The sequence below is a fragment of the Pseudomonas sp. PDM03 genome (genome assembly GCF_014852385.1).
Classification (GTDB): domain Bacteria; phylum Pseudomonadota; class Gammaproteobacteria; order Pseudomonadales; family Pseudomonadaceae; genus Aquipseudomonas; species Aquipseudomonas migulae.
In genome coordinates, this window is the sequence record NZ_JACVBM010000001.1 from 43,579 (window position 1) to 62,290 (window position 18,712).

General features: G+C 60.0%; 17 protein-coding genes and 1 pseudogene. 9 read left to right on the forward strand and 9 right to left on the reverse strand.

The window, feature by feature from the left end:
- Positions 1-7: 7 nt before the first annotated feature.
- A complete protein-coding gene (locus tag IB254_RS00200; RefSeq protein ID WP_008024711.1) occupies positions 8-1,369 on the reverse strand; it encodes a cache domain-containing protein in 1,362 nt (453 codons plus the stop codon).
- A gap of 352 nt (positions 1,370-1,721) precedes the next feature.
- Here IB254_RS00200 and IB254_RS00205 point away from each other — a divergent pair, with 352 nt between their 5' ends.
- Together IB254_RS00205 and IB254_RS00210 are read left to right on the forward strand one after the other, a co-directional pair.
- Positions 1,722-3,779 (forward strand): carbon starvation CstA family protein, encoded by a 2,058-nt coding sequence (locus tag IB254_RS00205; RefSeq protein ID WP_192415604.1) that lies wholly within the window; start codon positions 1,722-1,724, stop codon positions 3,777-3,779.
- Positions 3,780-3,793: 14 nt separating this feature from the next.
- Positions 3,794-3,991, forward strand: a complete 198-nt coding sequence (locus IB254_RS00210; protein ID WP_007900300.1) for a YbdD/YjiX family protein — start codon at positions 3,794-3,796, stop codon at positions 3,989-3,991.
- A gap of 136 nt (positions 3,992-4,127) precedes the next feature.
- On the opposite strand, the gene IB254_RS29410 is transcribed toward IB254_RS00210, so the two are convergent.
- Positions 4,128-4,568 carry a hypothetical protein gene (locus tag IB254_RS29410; RefSeq protein ID WP_225602217.1) on the reverse strand — a complete coding sequence of 147 codons (441 nt, stop codon included), beginning with the start codon at positions 4,566-4,568 and terminating at the stop codon, positions 4,128-4,130.
- Between the two features lie 48 nt (positions 4,569-4,616).
- Complete coding sequence (locus IB254_RS00220; RefSeq protein ID WP_192416624.1) at positions 4,617-4,856, reverse strand: hypothetical protein; 240 nt, start codon at positions 4,854-4,856, stop codon at positions 4,617-4,619.
- A gap of 233 nt (positions 4,857-5,089) precedes the next feature.
- On the opposite strand from IB254_RS00220, the gene IB254_RS00225 reads away from it, so the two are divergent.
- A complete protein-coding gene (locus tag IB254_RS00225; RefSeq protein WP_192415605.1) occupies positions 5,090-5,821 on the forward strand; it encodes a CPBP family intramembrane glutamic endopeptidase in 732 nt (243 codons plus the stop codon).
- A 112-nt stretch (positions 5,822-5,933) separates the two neighbouring features.
- On the opposite strand, the gene chrA is transcribed toward IB254_RS00225, so the two are convergent.
- The 3 genes and pseudogenes from chrA to IB254_RS00235 form a co-directional block, all read right to left on the reverse strand.
- On the reverse strand, positions 5,934-7,292 hold the full coding sequence (gene chrA / locus IB254_RS00230; protein ID WP_192415606.1) for a chromate efflux transporter: 1,359 nt from the start codon (positions 7,290-7,292) through the stop codon (positions 5,934-5,936).
- Positions 7,285-7,392: pseudogene (locus tag IB254_RS29415) on the reverse strand (chromate resistance protein); the annotation flags it as partial. The gene chrA and the pseudogene IB254_RS29415, both read right to left, overlap by 8 nt.
- Entirely contained in the window at positions 7,393-8,310 is a 918-nt protein-coding gene (locus IB254_RS00235) for a LysR family transcriptional regulator (RefSeq protein ID WP_192416605.1), read from the reverse strand. It abuts the pseudogene before it with no gap.
- 356 nt (positions 8,311-8,666) lie between these two features.
- On the opposite strand from IB254_RS00235, the gene IB254_RS00240 reads away from it, so the two are divergent.
- The 3 genes from IB254_RS00240 to IB254_RS00250 all read left to right on the forward strand — a co-directional run bounded on the left by IB254_RS00240 (position 8,667) and on the right by IB254_RS00250 (position 10,267).
- Positions 8,667-9,107, forward strand: coding sequence for a DoxX family protein (locus IB254_RS00240; protein WP_192415609.1), 441 nt, complete (start codon positions 8,667-8,669; stop codon positions 9,105-9,107).
- Positions 9,108-9,256: 149 nt separating this feature from the next.
- The gene (locus IB254_RS00245; RefSeq protein ID WP_192415611.1) at positions 9,257-9,994 is read left to right on the forward strand and encodes an SDR family oxidoreductase; all 738 of its coding nucleotides are present in this window, start codon (positions 9,257-9,259) and stop codon (positions 9,992-9,994) included.
- Between the two features lie 15 nt (positions 9,995-10,009).
- Positions 10,010-10,267 (forward strand): Atu4866 domain-containing protein, encoded by a 258-nt coding sequence (locus tag IB254_RS00250; protein WP_008039090.1) that lies wholly within the window; start codon positions 10,010-10,012, stop codon positions 10,265-10,267.
- 185 nt (positions 10,268-10,452) lie between these two features.
- Here IB254_RS00250 and IB254_RS00255 read toward each other — a convergent pair whose 3' ends face one another.
- A complete protein-coding gene (locus IB254_RS00255; protein WP_192415613.1) occupies positions 10,453-11,844 on the reverse strand; it encodes an aldehyde dehydrogenase family protein in 1,392 nt (463 codons plus the stop codon).
- Positions 11,845-11,944: 100 nt separating this feature from the next.
- Here IB254_RS00255 and ptrR point away from each other — a divergent pair, with 100 nt between their 5' ends.
- Entirely contained in the window at positions 11,945-12,826 is an 882-nt protein-coding gene (ptrR, locus tag IB254_RS00260; RefSeq protein ID WP_192415615.1) for a putrescine utilization regulator PtrR, read from the forward strand.
- A 66-nt stretch (positions 12,827-12,892) separates the two neighbouring features.
- Here the strand turns inward: ptrR and IB254_RS00265 are convergent, their stop codons facing one another.
- Both IB254_RS00265 and IB254_RS00270 read right to left on the reverse strand, forming a co-directional pair.
- Complete coding sequence (locus tag IB254_RS00265; RefSeq protein ID WP_008024776.1) at positions 12,893-14,680, reverse strand: IlvD/Edd family dehydratase; 1,788 nt, start codon at positions 14,678-14,680, stop codon at positions 12,893-12,895.
- Between the two features lie 47 nt (positions 14,681-14,727).
- Positions 14,728-15,909 (reverse strand): fumarylacetoacetate hydrolase family protein, encoded by a 1,182-nt coding sequence (locus IB254_RS00270; protein WP_192415617.1) that lies wholly within the window; start codon positions 15,907-15,909, stop codon positions 14,728-14,730.
- A gap of 114 nt (positions 15,910-16,023) precedes the next feature.
- Between IB254_RS00270 and IB254_RS00275 the strand changes: the two genes are divergently transcribed.
- Positions 16,024-16,974 carry a LysR family transcriptional regulator gene (locus tag IB254_RS00275; protein WP_008024779.1) on the forward strand — a complete coding sequence of 317 codons (951 nt, stop codon included), beginning with the start codon at positions 16,024-16,026 and terminating at the stop codon, positions 16,972-16,974.
- Positions 16,975-17,101: 127 nt separating this feature from the next.
- Positions 17,102-18,682 (forward strand): aldehyde dehydrogenase (NADP(+)), encoded by a 1,581-nt coding sequence (locus IB254_RS00280; protein ID WP_192415619.1) that lies wholly within the window; start codon positions 17,102-17,104, stop codon positions 18,680-18,682.
- The last annotated feature ends 30 nt before the right edge of the window (positions 18,683-18,712 follow it).

Consider the following 18,712-nt stretch of genomic DNA (forward strand, 5'->3'; position numbering starts at 1 on the left):
TGTCTGATCAGCGTTTTGCGCCGGGCATTTTCATGGGCAGCAGCACGTCCAGCTCACTTCTTCCCGGCACCGAGATCAGCTCGAACCGGCCGCCAAAGTGCTCGACACGCTCACGGATATTACGCAGGCCGATGCCAGCATGGCCACGTTCGACCTGGGCGACGTTGAAGCCGATACCGTCATCGATCACCGTCAGCCGAATGGATTCTTCAGAACCGTGCAGGTTGATGGAAACATTTTTTGCCTGTGCATGGCGTTCAATGTTGGTCAGGCCTTCCTGCACAATGCGAAACAACGAAACCGCCGCGCCATCGACCAGATGGCAGTCGAATTCGTTGTCGTTATAGGTCACGGTGAGGCCGCTGCGTTGCTCGAATTCCTCGGCAAGTTGACCGATGGCCGCCGACAGCCCCAGGGTGTCGAGCAAGGATGAACGCAGGTCGTGGGAGAGGCTGCGCACCTCGCCAATCGCCTCGCCGAGTCGTTCCGTGGCCTCTCTTAAAATACTCAAACCCTTGTCTTGTCCATTCTCCAGCACATGGCTGGCAAGTTCGAACTGGAACTTGATGGAGACGAGCACCTGACTGATGCCGTCGTGCAGTTCACGGGAAACCCGCGAGCGTTCTTCCTCCTGCAAACTGACGATTCGCTGGGTCAGGCGTTGCAGTTTTTTGTCGGCCAGACGGTGCTCGCTGACGTTCAGTGTCATGCCACTGGCAAACACGAACAGCACCGCCACGAGGGCCACGGCGGCAATCGCCAGCATGGTTTTGCGGATGCCCTGGGCCACCTCGTCACGCGCCTGCTGGGTCGCGCGTTCGACGTCCTCAAGGTATATGCCGGTGCCGAGCATCCAGCCCCAGTGATCCAGCATCACCACGTAGGCGAGTTTGTCGGTGACCTGACCGGAAGACGGTTTGTTCCAGGCGTAGCGTTGAAAGCCTTCGCCCGATTGCGCACTTTTGAGCAATGCCTGAATCACCGGCAGGCCGTGCGGGTCCTTCATGTCCCACAGGTATTGGCCGACCAGTTCCGACTGTCGTGCGTGCATCAGGCTGCGACCTTCTCGGTCGTACACGAAGAAATAGCCATTGATGCCAAAGCTGAGTTTGCGCAGTTCTTCCAGCACGCGTTGCTGGGCGTGTTCGTCACCGTGGCCGTCGTCGTACAGCGGCGCGATCAGGCTTTGCGCCATTTCCACGTAGTTTTTCAGTTCGGCGCGCTTGCTCGCCAGGATGCTGTCTTCGATCAATTGCGCCTGTTGATCACCCACCTGGCGGTTCAGGGAAATCACCAGCCCGCAGATGACAGCGATCGCCAACACCAGCGGCAAAATCCCGAGCGCGACGATTTTGTGTTTGAGCTGCATCTGGGCTCCTGTCCGGATCGGGGGAAGGCGAAGGCCGGCATCATATGCCAAAGATGCGCACGTCCAGTAGCGCTGCTGGACGGAATGACCTGCAGCTTTCTGGACGACGCTGAACTGTAGGAGCCGGCTTGCTGGCGATGGCGGCGTGACTGATACACCGCGTCGCCTGGATCGCCAGCAAGCCGGCTCCTACAGGTTTTGCGGTTTCTACGTAGAACTACGTAGAGAGCGCGTACGTAGTAACGCGGATTTATTTGTAGACGGCATGCGCGGATATTGGGCCAGCTCCGCACAGCGGACACAATTATAAAAATTACCGCCGCAGTCACAAGCTGTCGGCAGGAGACACGCTATGCCCCGTCTGGCTAAACACCTCGCCTGGTTTGCCGTGGCTGTTCTGGGAGCGTTTGCGCTGAGTGTCGTGGCCCTGCGCCGCGGCGAAGCGATCAACGCCCTCTGGATCGTAGTCGCAGCCGTCGCCATCTACCTCGTCGCATACCGCTACTACAGCCTGTTCATCGCCAACAAGGTGATGCAACTGGACCCCAATCGAGCTACTCCCGCCGTACTCAATAACGATGGCCTGGACTACGTCCCGACCAACAAACACGTACTCTTCGGTCACCACTTCGCAGCCATTGCCGGCGCAGGTCCGCTGGTCGGTCCAGTGTTGGCGGCGCAGATGGGCTATCTGCCCGGCACGCTGTGGCTGATCGCCGGCGTGGTGCTGGCCGGTGCGGTTCAGGACTTCATGGTCCTGTTCATGTCCACCCGCCGCAACGGCCGCTCCCTGGGCGATATGGTCCGTGAAGAAATGGGCCGCATCCCCGGCACCATCGCGCTGTTCGGCTGCTTCCTGATCATGATCATCATCCTCGCGGTGCTGGCGCTGATCGTGGTCAAAGCCCTGGCTGAAAGCCCGTGGGGCATGTTCACCGTGATGGCGACCATCCCGATCGCGATGTTCATGGGCATCTACATGCGCTACATCCGTCCGGGTCGCATCGGTGAAATCTCGATCATCGGCGTGTTCCTGCTGCTGGGCTCGATCTGGCTGGGCGGGCAGATTGCCGCTGACCCGGTCTGGGCCAAGGCGTTCACCTTCACCGGCATTCAAATCACCTGGATGCTGATCGGCTACGGTTTCGTGGCTGCCGTGCTTCCGGTGTGGCTGATTCTGGCGCCGCGTGACTACCTCTCCACGTTCCTGAAAATCGGCACCATCGTGGCATTGGCGATCGGCATTCTGATCACCATGCCCGAGCTGAGAATGCCGGCACTGACCCAGTTCATCGATGGCACCGGTCCGGTGTGGAAGGGCGGTATGTTCCCGTTCCTGTTCATCACCATTGCCTGTGGCGCGGTATCGGGTTTCCACGCGCTGATCGCTTCCGGCACCACGCCGAAGCTGCTCGCCAGTGAAGGTCATGCCCGCTACATCGGTTACGGCGGCATGCTGATGGAATCCTTCGTCGCCATCATGGCCATGGTTGCGGCATCGGTGATCGATCCGGGCGTGTATTTCGCCATGAACAGCCCAGCGGCGATTGTCGGCGCGGATGCTGTTTCGGTTGCGCAGACCGTCAGCAGCTGGGGCTTTGCAATTACCCCGGAAGCGCTGCAAGCAGTGGCCAAGGACATCGGTGAAACCACCATCCTGGCCCGTGCCGGCGGTGCGCCGACCCTGGCGGTCGGTATCGCGCAGATCCTGCACCACGTCCTGCCGGGTGAAAACACCATGGCGTTCTGGTACCACTTTGCGATCCTGTTTGAAGCGCTGTTCATCCTGACCGCAGTCGATGCCGGTACCCGTGCCGGTCGCTTCATGCTCCAGGATTTGCTCGGCTCCTTCGTGCCGGCGCTGAAACGCACCGAATCCTGGACCGCCAACCTGATCGCCACCGCCGGTTGTGTGGCAATGTGGGGTTACTTGCTCTATCAAGGTGTGATCGATCCACTGGGTGGCATCAACACCTTGTGGCCGCTGTTCGGTATCTCCAACCAGATGCTGGCCGGTATCGCGCTGATGTTGGCGACGGTTGTGCTGATCAAAATGAAGCGCCAGCGCTACGTTTGGGTGACCATGCTGCCTGCGGTATGGCTGCTGATCTGCACCACCACCGCTGGCTTCATCAAGCTGTTCGACGCCAACCCGGCCATCGGCTTCCTCGCGCTGGCCAAGAAGTACAGCGATGCCTTGGCCAACGGCCAGGTACTCGCGCCGGCCAAGAGCATCGAGCAGATGCAGCACGTGATCTACAACGCCTACACCAATGCGACGTTGACCGCGCTGTTCCTGTTGGTGGTGTTCAGCATCCTGTTCTTTGCCCTCAAGGTCGGCATTGCCGCGTGGGGAACCAAGGAGCGCACGGATAAAGAAGCGCCATTCCAGGCCCTGCCGAATGCGTGATCGAGGAGTGCAGCATGTTCAATGACCTGAGTCGCCTCGGTAAATACCTCGGTCAGGCCGCGCGCCTGATGGTCGGCATGCCCGACTACGATACTTACGTCGAGCATATGCAGACCAAACATCCGGACAAACCGGTGATGAGTTACGAGGTGTTCTTCCGGGAACGCCAGGAAGCGCGTTACGGAAGCAAGGCCGGGCCAAAGTGCTGTTGACCCGGTTTTCGGGTTAACAGCAATCCCTGTGGGAGCTAGCCTGCTGGCGATGGCGGCTGAACATTCAACATCATTGTTGATTGACAGTCCGCCATCGCCAGCAGGCTTGCTCCCACATTGTTTTGCGCAGTAATTTTCAGGGTTTACGTTCGATGAGGGTTCGCCCCGGTTCATTGCGGCATACAAGCTTGTCCCGATAGTTGTCGCACAGCGATTTCAGCACATCACTCGCGCAAGCCCCGCTGATCCGCCGATCAATCGCAAAACCCGCCACGTCGCCCTTCAGTTGAATATTCACCCCCGACACCGTCTCCAATCGCTGTTTGATTTCCCCAAGCGTCCACGGCTTTGAACTGAACACAAGGCTGTCGGCCGGGTATTGGCGATCCAGGTACCAATAGATGCCGCCCAGCAGCGCAAAGCTTGTCGCCAGGCAAAGGAGGGGAGGCGGCAACTTTAGATGGATGTTGTCGTAGAGGATTTGCGCCAGTGTCTGCCAGAGCTTCAGTCGAAAGGACAAGCCAAGGCCGATGAGCAGTAAAATCGCGGCAAAGCCCAGGGCCGCAAACAAAGCCACCCGCTCAAGGTCCGACAGCTCTTCAAGGCATGTGAAGTTCATCGGGCTTCACCTCTGTGCTGGCGAGAAGTAAAGAACGCGCAGTTGAACATCCTTTCGGTAATTGATCTGGACATAGCCGCGACCTAGCTCAACGTCGCTCTCGGCATCCCACTTGAGGGTATGCGGCTCTTTTTTGCCGAGGAAAATCGCTTCCAGTTCGCCGCTGTATTTGTGTGCCACATCTTGAGTCAAGGCATCGAGCTGCTTGATCGGTGCTTCTGCTATTTGCACGGTTGCGCGGAACATTGAACTGTGCAAATGGCCGCACGTCCAAGCCATTAAGCCGGTTTGAGCATTTCAATGTTTCTGGAGGCGGGTGATGTCGAGGCGGGCGCTGATTCGGTTTTATGCGGTTTATCTGTCCGCTTTCCTGGTGTTCGGATTGGGCGTGGCCGCGGCGTCTCCCTGGATTGCCACTCACATTCTTCTGAAGTGGATGCTATAACCCGGCACTCGCCTCGACGCCAACGGACAGACACATGATTGAAGAGGGACTTTCGCTACTGATCGATTACGGCACTTATCTGCTGCCCGGTTTTAGCCTCTGTGCTCTCTGGTTCTGGCTGACGCCGAAGACGCAACCCGGTTTGCGTATTGCGATCCTGCTGCTGACCTTCGTCCTGCTGCGCGATGTGATGACACCGCTGCGCTTATGGTCCCTGAGTGGCGATGTGCAGATCGGCTTTGTTGCGAATCCGTTTGTCCTGGCCGTGCTGGGTGCGCTGTCGCTGGCGATCGTCGCCGCGCTGGCAAGGATCGCCCCGCAGCTTTGGCAACTCGTCGTCTGGAAGAAGGGCAATCTGGTCGCAGGGCTTGCGCTGGGTGTTGCGGCCGGGTGTGCGATCGGCGTTCCGCTGCGGCTCTATCAAGGCATCGGTGTAGGCGAAATAGCCGGTTACTGGCCCTGGTTGATGGGCATGGTCGTGCTGGCCTACGGCGGGAATGCGTTGGAGGAAGTGCTGTTTCGCGGGTTCCTGCAAGGTCACCTCGAACACCACACCTCTGCGATACGAGCCGCCTTGATCAGCGCTGTCGCCTTCTCGGCCTGCCATTCGTTTCTGGCACTGAGCGTCACCCGGATTGGCTGGCCGATTCTACTGTTCACGTTGCTGGAGGGGCTGGTCTGTGCTTTCGTCCGCATGCGCTACGGCGTGATCGCCGCCACCGCTGCACACGGGACGGCGATATTGCTCATCGCCGCTCCCATGTGATTGATCAGAACAATTCATCAGCTGGGGCTGATGCAGCAATTTCGGGTTTAGTCTGTTCAGGGCGTGGGTGAAGGCCATTTATGCGATTCACCCTCGCATTCCTTGCACCAGGCTAACGCAACAGATGCACGGTCAAACCGACGAGCGCGCAGGCCATCAGCACCTGAATGACGCCCCGCTTGAAGCGAAACAAGGCAACCGCCGCAGCGATCGCGATCAGCGCGGAGGGCCAGTCCAGGTTACCGCTGAAGCCTGTTGGCCAAAGCACGTGATAGCCGAAGAAACACGCCAGATTGAGGATCACTCCAACCACGGCGGCTGTTATCGCGGTAAGCGGTGCCGTGAACTTGAGTTCGTTGTGGGTCGACTCCACCAGCGGGCCACCCGCGAGGATGAACAGGAACGAGGGCAGGAAGGTGAACCAGGTCACCAACGAGGCCGCCACGGCCCCGGCCAGAAACACCTGATCGGCTCCGAACACCTGCGAGACATAGGCGCCGACAAAGCCGACAAAGGCCACGACCATGATCAGCGGCCCCGGTGTGGTTTCCCCCAACGCCAGCCCGTCGATCATCTGTGTCGGGGTCAGCCAGCCATAGTGTCCGACCGCGCCCTGGTAGACATACGGAAGCACGGCATACGCACCGCCAAAGGTCAGCAACGCGGCTTTGGTAAAGAACCAGCTCATTTGAGTCAAGGTGCCTTCCCAGCCGAATAGTAGGGTCAGGATGCCCATCGGCAATGCCCAGAGCGTGGCGCCGATAAGTGCGAGCGACGCCAGTTTCAACCAGTTAAAACGGGCATGCTCAGGGGTGGGGGTGTCGTCATCGATCAAGGCTGGCCCGAAGGATTTTTTGGCGGAACCATGGCCCCCGGTCCTGAACTTCTCGGGCGCCAGACGCCCTCCGACATAGCCGATCAAAGCGGCGCTCAGCACGATCAGCGGGAATGGAACGTTGAATGCGAAGATCGCGGTAAATGACGCCGCCGCTATCGCCCACAGCCAATTGTTCTTCAGTGCCCGAGAGCCGATCCTGTGTGCCGCTTGCACCACGATGGCCGTCACGGCGGGCTTTATCCCATAGAAGAGCCCGGCCACCACGGGCATTTCGCCGAGCGCGATGTACATCCACGACAACGCAATCAGGATGAACAGCGAGGGCAACACAAACAGTGCGCCCGCAATGACTCCTCCCCATGTCCGATGCATCAGCCAGCCAATGTAGGTCGCCAACTGCTGAGCCTCAGGCCCGGGCAGCAACATGCAGTAGTTGAGGGCATGCAAAAATCTGCGCTCCGAAATCCAGCGCCGCCGTTCTACCAACTCCTGGTGCATGATCGAGATTTGTCCTGCCGGCCCGCCGAAACTGATGAAGCCGAGCTTTAGCCAGAACCAGAACGCCTCACGCAAACTGACCGGCTGAGGCCTCGACAGATTCTCGTCAACTTCCAATGTGGAAACCTTACTCATCGGGTTGTTCCTCTTTCACAATTTCGGTGAGCAGGCCGTCGAAGATGGCGCTTGCAGCAGCGAGCAAGTGGTCGTCATGGGTAATGGTTTCACGCAGCCCTCAAGCGGCGCTATCCAGCACCGAGCCTTGTTGTACGAACCGGTCGATCAACCACCTTGCCGCAGGACCCGGTGTCAGGTCCGTACGGTAGATGGCGTCGAAGGAATATTTGCCGCTTTTGAATTCCGGTATGTTCAATTGCACGAGCCGGCCGCTTTGCAGATCTTCCTGGACCATCGGCGCCGGCATGTTGCCCCAACCGATGCCTTCACGCAGCAGCATGTGCTTGGCACCCAGGTCCGCCAGGCGCCAGGTGCGGTTACTGAGCACGGCGAAATCCTTGCCTTTGGTCAGAAGCGAGCGATCGGACAACACCAATTGCGTGAACTCTCGCCCGGCGCCCGGCACATTCGAGTCGCTTGAAGCCAGTGGATGATTCGGGGCTGCCACCGGAATCAACTCCACGCTGCCGACGCCAATTCTTTCGATACCGTCGATGCCTTCGTTCATCGGCCCACTGACGCCGACGATAGCACCACGGTTGATCACCAGTTCCGTGACGGCACCGAGCGCTTCCATATGCAAGTGCAGGGCTACCGTAGGGAATTCTTCGCGAAAGGATTTGAGTGCGTCGACCACGCGCTCCGGGGGAAGCATCACATCGAGCACCACGTGGACTTCGGCTTCAAGCCCCTGAAGCAGCCCTTTCACTTTGGCGCGTAAACCATGAATGCCGTTGGCTATGGTCCGGGCTTCGGCCAGAACGGTACGGCCGGCGTCGGTGAGCTGCGGTTTGCGTGTGGTCTGACGGTCAAACAGCGACACGCCGAGCTGCATTTCCAGGTTGGCAATCGAGTAGCTGATGACCGAAGTGGCTCGATGCAGCTTTCTGGCAGCCGCTGCAAAACTGCCAACTTCAACGACCGTCAGGAACACGCGCAGTTGGTCCAGTGTCGGTGTTCCGGGATCAGAAATCATGCGTGTTTCCTCGAACGTAATGGCCAATATTATCCCGGTATTGCTAACCGTTTCATCAGCCTGGATTGCCTGCCCGGCTTGCGCTTTCAACCCGACCCACACCGCGTCGAAAGGGGCACTGGCGCAGTTGACCCGAACCCAGGCGCTGACCGCGAGTGTGCGCTTCCAGACCTGTTGCAGAGGTTCGCTCAACGATTTGCACGATTGAACTTCCTGTTGATGGGGGGAGTTACTTGCCTATTTATTCGAATCTAATGATCTAAATTAGTCGGCTATTCAGATGAGATGGCGAGGCGCAAGATTTCTTCACAGCAGCGATTCATGGCGAGTCGCACAAACTTTGAAGGAAAGACCTCATGACTGATTCTGCAAACATCGCTCATTCCACCGGCTCTGAACAGAGTCGCCGCGACGTGACCCAAGCCTCGGCTTCGTTGATCGGCCGCGTACTGCTCAGCGCAATCTTCATTCTCTCCGGTTTTTCGAAACTGGCCGCACCCGCGATGATGGTCGGCTACATCAGCTCCGTGGGTCTTCCGCTTCCGGAACTGGCGCTGGCGTTGGCGATCATTGTCGAAGTCGGTGGTGGCCTGGCACTGATCGCCGGTTACCGCACTCGCACCGTTGCCGCTGTACTGGCCGTGTTCAGCGTATTTACCGCACTGGCTTTCCATAACGCACTGGGCGATCAAAACCAGTTCATCCACTTCTTCAAGAACATCGCGATGGCCGGTGGCCTGCTGCAGGTCGTGGCCTTCGGTGCCGGTCGCTTCAGCCTCGACGCTCGCCGTCGTTGAACCGGTAAGTCGCAGCCCGTTATCCCGACAGGATCAGGCAAGTTGTCAGAAGGATCTGACTAACTGGCTGCCCACCGTTATCCCTAATCTGGACTGGCAGCGAGACACCGCTCTCGCGTCACCAGCCACTCAAGTGAGGGATTAGGGGCATGTCGAATATCTCGAAAAAAGTCGTTCTGATTACGGGCGCGAGCAGCGGAATAGGCGAGGCGACAGCGCGCCTGTTGGCCGGTAGCGGTGCACATGTCGTGCTCGGGGCACGTCGTACGGAGCGCCTCGAAATGCTCTGCGCGCAGATCAATTCCAGCGGGGGAAATGCCCACTTCCAGGCATTGGATGTCACCCGTCTGACCGACGTACAAGCGTTCGTGGATTTTGCGTTGAATCTGCATGGCCGGGTCGACGTATTCGTCAATAACGCCGGGGTCATGCCGCTGTCGAAACTCGAGGCGCTGAAGGTCTCTGAATGGGATCAGATGATCGACGTCAATATTCGCGGCGTCTTGCACGGTATCGCGGCAGGTTTGCCATTGATGCAAAAACAGAAATCAGGCCAGTTCATCAACATTGCATCGATTGGCGCCTACACCGTCAGCCCAACGGCGTCGGTCTATTGCGCGACGAAGTTTGCAGTGCGCGCCATATCTGAGGGATTGCGTCAGGAGGTCGGCGGGGACATTCGTGTCACGGTGATTTCACCCGGCGTAACCGAGTCCGAGCTGGCCGAGAGCATTTCCGATGAAGGCGGTCGTGCCGAGATGCGCGAGTTCCGCAAGATCGCCATCCCGGCAATGGCCGTCGCTCGCGCTATCGCTTACGCCATCGAACAGCCTGCCGATGTGGACGTCAGTGAGCTGATTGTCCGCCCGACTGCCAGCGCGTTCTGAACAGAGGACTTGAACATGACGGTAAAAAAATCCGCTGATCAGGACAAGTACGTCGGTATGTGGGTCACGGCAGACGGACTCATCCGCCATGAGCTCTTGCCGGGTGGCCGATACGATGAAGCCCGGGGCCGGAAGGCGAGTGCCTACCAGGGGCGGTATTGGCTGGAAGGTGACCACATCGAGTACGTCGATGACACCGGGTTCACGGCTGATGGCGACTTCCGCGACGGGATTCTGTACCACGCGGGCATGATTCTTTATCGCGAGGTGTAGAGGCCTGGCAGCGCGATGCCAAGGCCTGCCACGGCGGCCTTGCGCAGCGGCGTCGCCACGTGCACCCGTCCGCTGGGCTCGTTGCTGCCCGTCATTAGCTGCCGCTTAAAAGCGGTAGATTCTTGATGCCTTGAAGGCTCCACAAAATTCACCTGGAGCCAGCTTTCAAGGCTTCATCCCTGCACTTAGTGACGATCCAGCCACACCGTCTGCGCGTTGCAGAATTCCCGCACGCCGAAGTGCGAAAGCTCGCGACCAAAACCGCTCTTCTTCACGCCGCCGAAGGTGACGCGCGGATCGGAGGCGCAGTAACCGTTGATGAACACGCCACCGGTTTCCAGTTCGCCGGCCATCTGTTGGGCACGTTCTACGTTGCCGGTGTAGATAGTCGCAGCGAGGCCGAATTCACTGTCATTTGCCAGTTCCAGCGCGTGGGCGGCATCGCGTGCGGTGATGATCGACGCGACCGGGCCAAACAGTTCCTGCTTGAACGAGGTCATCTGGTCGGTGACATCAGCGAAAACCGTTGGCTCGTAGAAGTTGCCGGGGCCTTCTGCTTTCTTGCCACCCAGCAACAATGTCGCGCCTTCTTCCAGGGTATCGCGCACTTGTTGATCCAGTTCATCACGCAGATCAAAGCGGGCCATCGGGCCGACGTACGTGGTGGTGGCGAGTGGATCACCGACCACCAGTTTGCGCGTGGCTTCGACGAACTTGCGTGTGAACTCCGCGACGATGCCTTGCTCGACAATCAGGCGTTTGGCCGCTGCGCAGACTTGCCCGGTGTTTTGATAGCGGCCAATGACGGCGGCTTTCACCGCATCGTCAAGGTCGGCATCGTTGAGCACGATAAAGGGGTCGGAACCACCGAGCTCCAATACACATTTTTTCAACGCTGCACCGGCCTGCGCGCCGATGGCCATGCCGGCCCGCACGCTGCCGGTGAGGGTCACCGCTGCAATGCGTGAATCTTTGATCGCCGTGGAAACGCCGTCCGGCGTGACGTTGATGACTTCGAAAACCCCTTTAGGGAATTCGGCTTGCTTGAAGGCGTCCAGCAACAGGTAAGCGCTGCCCATCACGTTCGGTGCGTGTTTGAGCACGTAGGTGTTGCCGGCGAGCAGTACCGGAACGGCGCCGCGCAGAACTTGCCAGATCGGGAAGTTCCACGGCATTACCGCGAGAATCGGGCCGAGCGGGCGGTATTCAATGCGTGCTTTCCCGCCCTCAACCAGTGTCGGTTCAGCGTTGAGCATGGCCGGGCCGTGCTCGGCGTACCATTCGCAGAGCTGCGCACACTTTTCGATTTCGCCACGGGCCTGACTGATCGGCTTCCCCATCTCCAGGGTGATCATGGTTGCCATCGCTTCTGCGTTGTTGCGCAAGACGTTGGCCAGGGCGATCAGCCGTTGCGCGCGTTGCGCCACCGGTGTGCCGCGCCAGACACGAAACCCGGCCGCAGCGCGTGACAGTGCGGATTGCAGCGCCGCATCGGATTCAAAAGGGTAGTGGCCGATCTGCTCGCCGTTGGCGGGGTTGATCGAAATGGCATGGGTGAGGCTGGAAACGTTGGTCATGGCACCGTCCTGCGGGGTGGGGATGGGTTCAGACTACGGTGGCATTTGTTTTCTGGAAACTGAATAATACTGATCGTACCGTTCATGTTTGGAGAATGACTTGGATCTGGTTCAGCTCGAAATTTTCAAAGCTGTCGCCGAGCACGGCAGCATCAGCGTGGCCGCTCAGCATATCCATCGGGTGCCGTCGAACCTGACGACGCGGATCAAACAACTGGAGCAGGATCTGGGCGTGGACCTGTTTATCCGCGAAAAAAGCCGCCTGCGGCTGTCGCCGGCCGGTTGGAGTTTTCTCGACTATGCCCGACGCATCCTCGACCTGGTCCAGGAGGCCCGCGCGACGGTTGCCGGGGAAGAGCCACAAGGATCGTTTCCCCTGGGGTCGCTGGAGAGCACGGCGGCGGTGCGCATTCCTGGGTTGTTGGCCGCCTATAACCAGAAGCACGCCAAGGTAGAACTGGCCTTGTCCACCGGTCCTTCCGGAACCATGATCGACGGCGTGCTCTCGGGTCGATTGGCTGCTGCGTTTGTCGACGGGCCGGTGCTGCACCCGGCACTGGAGGGGGTGCCGGCCTTCGAGGAAGAAATGGTGCTGATCGCGCCGCTCAACCATGCCCCGATCCACCGCGCGCAAGACGTGAACGGCGAAAACATCTACGCCTTCCGTTCCAATTGCTCTTATCGCCACCACTTTGAAAGCTGGTTCGCCAAGGACGCCGCAGTGCCCGGCAAGATTTTCGAAATGGAGTCCTATCACGGCATGCTGGCTTGTGTCAGCTCCGGTGCCGGCCTGGCGCTGATGCCGCGCAGCATGCTCGAAAGCATGCCGGGCTGCACCACCGTGAGTGTGTGGCCGTTGTCTGAGTCCTTTCGCTATTTGCGAACCTGGCTGGTGTGGCGCCGGGGTACGGTGTCGCAAAGCCTGACCATGTTCGTGCGTTTGCTCGAGGAGCGATGCGCAGCGGCGGACCTGCTGACTTGAGCGAATCGCGCCGCCATCGATCAGCAGATTCTGCCCGGCCGAAACAGCAGGGCTGCGCAAAAAGCGTCAGTGCGAATGACGCGGCTCGCCGCCACTTCGAGCGATGACCCGCATATGAAGGGTGGCTGGCTCCAGGCATCCGCCCGTCGATAACTGTCCAACCAATTGCCGGTACAGCTCTTGCCACGGCGTTTGGGACGCGGGGATGTTTGGCGTCCACTCGGCGCGACGGCGGGCCATTTCGGCTTCGTCGACCAGCAGGTTTACCGATCTTGCGTTGAGGTCCACGCGCAGGCGGTCGTTGGTTTTCAGCAGCGCCAAACCTCCGCCGACAGCGGCTTCCGGGGACATGTTGAGGATCGAAGGGCTGGCCGAGGTGCCGCTCTGGCGACCGTCGCCCAGGCACGGCAGAGAGTCGATGCCTTGTTTGATCAGTGCTGCCGGTGGCGCCATGTTCACCACTTCGGCGCTACCGGGGTAGCCCACGGTGCCGGCACCACGAATCACCAGGATGCAACGCTCGTCGATTTCCAGCGCCGGGTCGTCGATTCGGGCGTGATAGTCCTCCGGTCCTTCGAACACAATTGCCCGTGCTTCAAAGCTGTTTTCTGCGCCTGGCTCGGATAGATAGGTCTTGCGGAACGCCTCGCCGACCACCGACATTTTCATGATTGCGCTATCGAAGAAGTTGCCGCTGAGAACGATGAAGCCCGCGCGATGTTTGAGAGGGGTCTCGAAGGGATAGATCACGTCAGCGTTGCTGGTCAGACTGCTGCTGACGATTTCGCCGATCGTCTTGCCGCTGACCGTGGCGCAGTCTTCGTGCAGGCGCCCGGCTTTTTGCAGTTCATGCATGACCGATGGCACGCCGCCCGCGCGATGGAAACCTTCGCCCAGGTATTTGCCGGCCGGCATGCAATTGACCAGCAGCGGCACATCTTCGCCAATCCGTTGCCAGTCATCCAGGCTCAACTCGACGCCCATGTGCCGGGCGATGGCGATCAGGTGCGGAGGGCAGTTGCTTGACGCGCCGAGCGCCGACGCGACGGCGATGGCGTTTTCGAAGGCTTCGCGGGTCATGATGTGTGACGGGCGTACATCCTGCATCACCAGTTCGCAAATGCGCTTGCCGGTGGCGTAGGCCATTTGACCGCGCTCGCGGTAGGGCGCCGGAATACTCGCGCAACCCGGCAACGACATGCCCAGCGCTTCGGCCAGTGCGTTCATCGACAGTGCGGTGCCCATGGTGTTGCAGTGACCCACCGAGGGCGATGCCGCGGTGGTCATTTCCATGAAACCTTCGTAATCGATTTCACCGGCCGCCATCAGGTTGCGCGCGTGCCAGAGCACGGTGCCGGAGCCGATCAGTTCACCCTTGTGGTGACCGTCGAGCATCGGCCCGCCGGACAGCACAATGGACGGCAGGTCAGTGGTGGCGGCGGCCATCAGGCAGGCCGGGGTGGTCTTGTCGCAACCGGTGGTGAGTACAACACCATCCAGCGGATAACCGTGGAGAATCTCCACCAGTCCCAGATAGGCCAGGTTCCGATCCAGTGCGGCAGTCGGCCGGCGCGACTGTTCGGCGATCGGGTGGACGGGGAATTCCATGGGGATGCCACCGGCATCACGAATGCCGGCCTTGACCCGCTGCGCGAGTTCCAGGTGATGACGGTTGCAAGGTGTCAGGTCGCTGCCGGTTTGGGCGATGCCAATGATCGGGCGACCCGATTGCAGCTCTTCTCGGGTCATGCCGTAGTTCATGTAGCGTTCGACATACAGGGCAGTCATGTCCGCGTGGGCCGGGTCGTTGAACCATTGCTCGCTGCGCAGACGGCGTTTAGGGGTGTCACTCATGATTCATGTCTCTCTTGTAATTGGATGAATCGACAATCTGTTCTGGCTCAGCGTGCCAGCAGTCCTCGGGACGCCAGGTTACGCAGCAAGGCGCTCACGCCAAACGTCCATGGCGTTGCCTCGCAGCTGTGGGTCACCTGATTGTGCAGGCTGCCGAGCAACGGGCTGCTGATGCTGACCCGGTCCCCCAGTTTGTGGGTGAAACCACTGCCGACATGATCGCGATCTTCGGTGGGCGCGAACAGGGTACCGAGAAACAGCAGGAAACCATCGGGGTATTGGTGATTTGCGTTGAGGGTCTGGCCGGCGAGGTCCTGCGGGGCACGGCTGATCTGGCTCATGGAGCTCGATCCGTGCATCCGGTAACCGTCCTCACCTTGCACCTCAAGGTCGACCACGCAGGCACGGACATCGTCCAGGCTGAAGTGCTCGTCGAACAGGCGGATGAACGGCCCGATCGAGCAGGATGCGTTGTTGTCCTTGGCCTTGCTCAGCAGCAGCGCGCTGCGACCTTCAAAGTCCCGCAGGTTGACGTCGTTGCCCAGGGTCGCACCGTGAATCTGCCCGCGGCTGTTCACCGCCAGCACCACTTCCGGTTCCGGGTTGTTCCACTGCGAACCCGGATGAATGCCAATCCGGCTGCCACTGCCAACAGAGGCCAGAACCGGTGCCTTGGTGAAGATTTCCGCGTCCGGACCGATGCCCACTTCCAGGTATTGCGACCACATGCCTTGTTCGATCAACAAGGCTTTCAGGCGCATGGCCTGCTCTGAGCCAGGAACGATCGAACGCAGGTTGTCACCGATCACGCCATGCACGGTGGCCCGCACGGCTTCGGCTTTGGCGGCGTCGCCACCGGCCTGCTCCTCGATCACACGCTCGATCATGCTGGCGGCGAAGGTCACGCCGGCGGCCTTGATCACCTGCAAGTCCAGAGGGGCCAGCAGGTAAGGTCGGGACGGGTCGGCGTCAGGTCCGGTGTTGGCGAGCAAGGCCTCGATGCTGGCAATGAAGGTGCCCGGCGTCTCGCGCACTGCCGACAGAGGAGCGTCCGATTCCAGCAAGTCACTCAGGGTCGCGAAGCGCTCCGACAGATCGAACACGCCGTCGGCGCGCAGGACGATCGGCGAAGGTCCGGCGATCTGGCCTGGTACCCAGGCGCGGCCGATCAAGGTACCGGCGACGCCATCGACGGGCAGGGTGTTTTCGGGAGTAAGCAATAGCGACATGGGGCATCTTCCTGGTTCGTAAAGACTTCACGCTAGGACGGACAGTCGATAAACTCCAATGAGATAAATTCAGTATTCGATAACTTGCGGTTATTACCTGTGCGAGGCGTGTTCATGTCAGATCTGTCCTTCTCCAGTTTCTGCGGTTGGCTCAAGTTCAGGCATTTGCTGCTGATCGACACGTTGGGGCGCACCCGTAACATGCACCTGGCGGCGCAACAGATGAACCTCAGCCAGCCGGCCATCAGCAAGATGCTCAAAGAGATCGAAAGCCTGCTCGGTTTCGCCTTGTTCGAGCGCCAGCCACGGGCCATGCCGCCCACGGCGCTGGGCGAGCACGTGCTGCGCTATGCGCAAATCGCCTTGAACGATGCGCGCTCGTTCGTCGAGCAAATCAGCAGCCTGCGCGAAGGGGGGCACGGTCACCTCAAGGTCGGCGGAATATTTGCCGCTACGGCGGTGGCCCTGCCCGAGGCGATCTTGCAGATCAAACAGCGCTGGCCATTGCTGTCGATCGAGGTGGTGGAGCAAACCAGTAACCACCTGATGGAAATGCTTGAAGAAAAGAAGCTGGACCTGGCCATCGCCCGTTTCACCGATCAAAGCCAGCAACAGCGGTACGACTTTCAGCCGCTGGCTCCCGAACCGTTCTGCATTGTGGTCAACGACCGGCACCCGCTGGCAGGTGTCGGCCCCATCTCGTTGGAGCAACTGGTGGACTTGCCATGGATTCTTTACCCGGTGGGTACGCCGATTCGCGGGCGCATGGAACTCGCGTTCGCCGAAGCCGGCGTGGGCATGCCTCGCAACACCGTCGACACCATTTCGATGCAGACCTTCCTCCAGGTGCTGCAGCGTGGGCCGATGATCGGGATGCTGCCCAATGCCATGGTCAACCCACTGCTCGAAAGCGGTCAGCTCAAGACGCTGGATACGCCTTTGCATTTGGTCCCGCAGGACTACGGCATCCTCACCCGCAAGGGCGAGCAACTGGTGGGAGCGGCTCTGGAATTTGCCGAAATACTCAAGGACAACGCCCGTTTGAACAACGATTCGGCGAGTTAAATACGATGGGGTTTATCGGTCATTTCGATAACGGATCGTTATCGGTTAATCCAAAAATGCCATTGGGAAAGAATCGATTCGCGACAGTACAGTAGCGACCAGCTTTCAATCAGGTCAGGAGACTGTCATGCCCGAACTGTCCGGACACAATTTCATCGCGGGAGGCCGCAGCGCCGCCGGATCGGTGGTGTTGCACAGCGTTGATGCGACGACCGGGCAACCTTTGCCCACGGCCTTCATTCAGGCCACGGTCGAGGAAGTGGACGCCGCGGCAACGGCCGCCGCCCAGGCCTATCCGGTTTATCGCCATCTGCCGGCCGCCCGTCGTGCCGAGTTCCTTGAGGCCATTGCCACAGAGCTGGATGCACTGGGTGATGATTTCGTTGCCCTGGTCTGCCAGGAAACCGCTTTGCCGGCGGCACGCATCCAGGGCGAACGCGCTCGCACCAGCGGCCAGATGCGCCTGTTCGCCCAGACCCTGCGTCGCGGTGACTTCTACGGTGCACGCATCGATCTGCCACTCCCGGCACGCCAACCCTTGCCGCGCGTCGATCTGCGTCAGTGTCGCCTGGGTGTCGGCCCGGTGGCGGTGTTCGGCGCCAGTAACTTTCCGTTGGCATTTTCTACCGCTGGAGGTGACACCGCGGCTGCGCTCGCTGCCGGTTGTCCGGTGGTGTTCAAAGCCCACAGCGGACACATGGCGACCGCCGAACGTGTTGCCGAAGCCATCGTTCGCGCCGCCGAACTTACCGGTATGCCTGAGGGCGTGTTCAACATGATCTTCGGTGCCGGTGTGGGTGAAACGCTGGTCAAGCATCCGCTGATTCAGGCCGTCGGTTTCACCGGTTCACTCAAGGGCGGCAGGGCGCTGTGCGACATGGCCGCCGCCCGCCCGCAACCGATCCCGGTATTTGCCGAGATGAGCAGCATCAACCCGGTACTGGTCCTGCCCGAAGCATTGCAAGTGCGCGGCGAGCGCATCGCTACCGAACTGGCGGCGTCGGTGGTCATGGGCGCGGGGCAGTTCTGCACCAATCCCGGCCTGGTCATCGGCATTCGCTCACCGGCCTTCAGCCACTTTGTGCAGACGCTCAGTGCCTTGATGGCTGATCAGCCCGCGCAAACCATGCTCAATGCGGGCGGCCTGCGCAGTTACGTTCACGGTTGCGAAACGTTGCTGGCGCATCCGCAGATCATTCATCTGGCAGGGCGGACACAGCAGGGCAATAAGGCGCAGGCGCAATTGTTCCAGGCAGATGCCAGCCTGCTGCTGACGGGCAACGAGTTGCTGCAGGAAGAAATCTTCGGTCCGGCCACCGTGGTGGTCGAGGTGGCCGATCGGGCCGAACTGTTGGTGGCCTTGCACGGTTTACGCGGCCAACTGACCGCGACTTTGCTGGGGGAGACGGCAGAGTTGGAACAGTCCGCCGACCTGGTGGCGCTGCTTGAGCAAAAAGTCGGTCGCGTACTGGTCAATGGTTACCCCACCGGTGTGGAAGTCTGCGATGCCATGGTCCACGGCGGTCCTTGGCCGGCGACATCCGATGCCCGTGGCACCTCGGTTGGCACATTGGCCATCGATCGCTTCCTGCGCCCGGTCTGCTACCAGAATTTCCCTGACGCCTTGCTTCCTGACGCGCTGAAAAACCGCAACCCATTGGGACTGACGCGCCTGGTCAACGGAGAAAAAACCACCGAAGCACTCTAGTCATTGCGCTATGCCGAGTGAACGGTTCAC

Coding starts and splice junctions, on each gene's coding strand:
- IB254_RS00270 (WP_192415617.1), bottom strand. CDS start 15,909: ATGTCGCTATTGCTTACTCCCGAAAACACCCTGCCCGTCGATGGCGTC.
- IB254_RS00225 (WP_192415605.1), top strand. CDS start 5,090: ATGATTGAAGAGGGACTTTCGCTACTGATCGATTACGGCACTTATCTG.
- IB254_RS00200 (WP_008024711.1), bottom strand. CDS start 1,369: ATGCAGCTCAAACACAAAATCGTCGCGCTCGGGATTTTGCCGCTGGTG.
- IB254_RS00280 (WP_192415619.1), top strand. CDS start 17,102: ATGCCCGAACTGTCCGGACACAATTTCATCGCGGGAGGCCGCAGCGCC.
- IB254_RS00255 (WP_192415613.1), bottom strand. CDS start 11,844: ATGACCAACGTTTCCAGCCTCACCCATGCCATTTCGATCAACCCCGCC.
- IB254_RS00245 (WP_192415611.1), top strand. CDS start 9,257: ATGTCGAATATCTCGAAAAAAGTCGTTCTGATTACGGGCGCGAGCAGC.
- IB254_RS00205 (WP_192415604.1), top strand. CDS start 1,722: ATGCCCCGTCTGGCTAAACACCTCGCCTGGTTTGCCGTGGCTGTTCTG.
- IB254_RS00275 (WP_008024779.1), top strand. CDS start 16,024: ATGTCAGATCTGTCCTTCTCCAGTTTCTGCGGTTGGCTCAAGTTCAGG.
- IB254_RS00220 (WP_192416624.1), bottom strand. CDS start 4,856: ATGTTCCGCGCAACCGTGCAAATAGCAGAAGCACCGATCAAGCAGCTC.
- chrA (WP_192415606.1), bottom strand. CDS start 7,292: ATGAGTAAGGTTTCCACATTGGAAGTTGACGAGAATCTGTCGAGGCCT.
- IB254_RS00210 (WP_007900300.1), top strand. CDS start 3,794: ATGTTCAATGACCTGAGTCGCCTCGGTAAATACCTCGGTCAGGCCGCG.
- IB254_RS00250 (WP_008039090.1), top strand. CDS start 10,010: ATGACGGTAAAAAAATCCGCTGATCAGGACAAGTACGTCGGTATGTGG.
- IB254_RS00235 (WP_192416605.1), bottom strand. CDS start 8,310: ATGATTTCTGATCCCGGAACACCGACACTGGACCAACTGCGCGTGTTC.
- IB254_RS00240 (WP_192415609.1), top strand. CDS start 8,667: ATGACTGATTCTGCAAACATCGCTCATTCCACCGGCTCTGAACAGAGT.
- IB254_RS00265 (WP_008024776.1), bottom strand. CDS start 14,680: ATGAGTGACACCCCTAAACGCCGTCTGCGCAGCGAGCAATGGTTCAAC.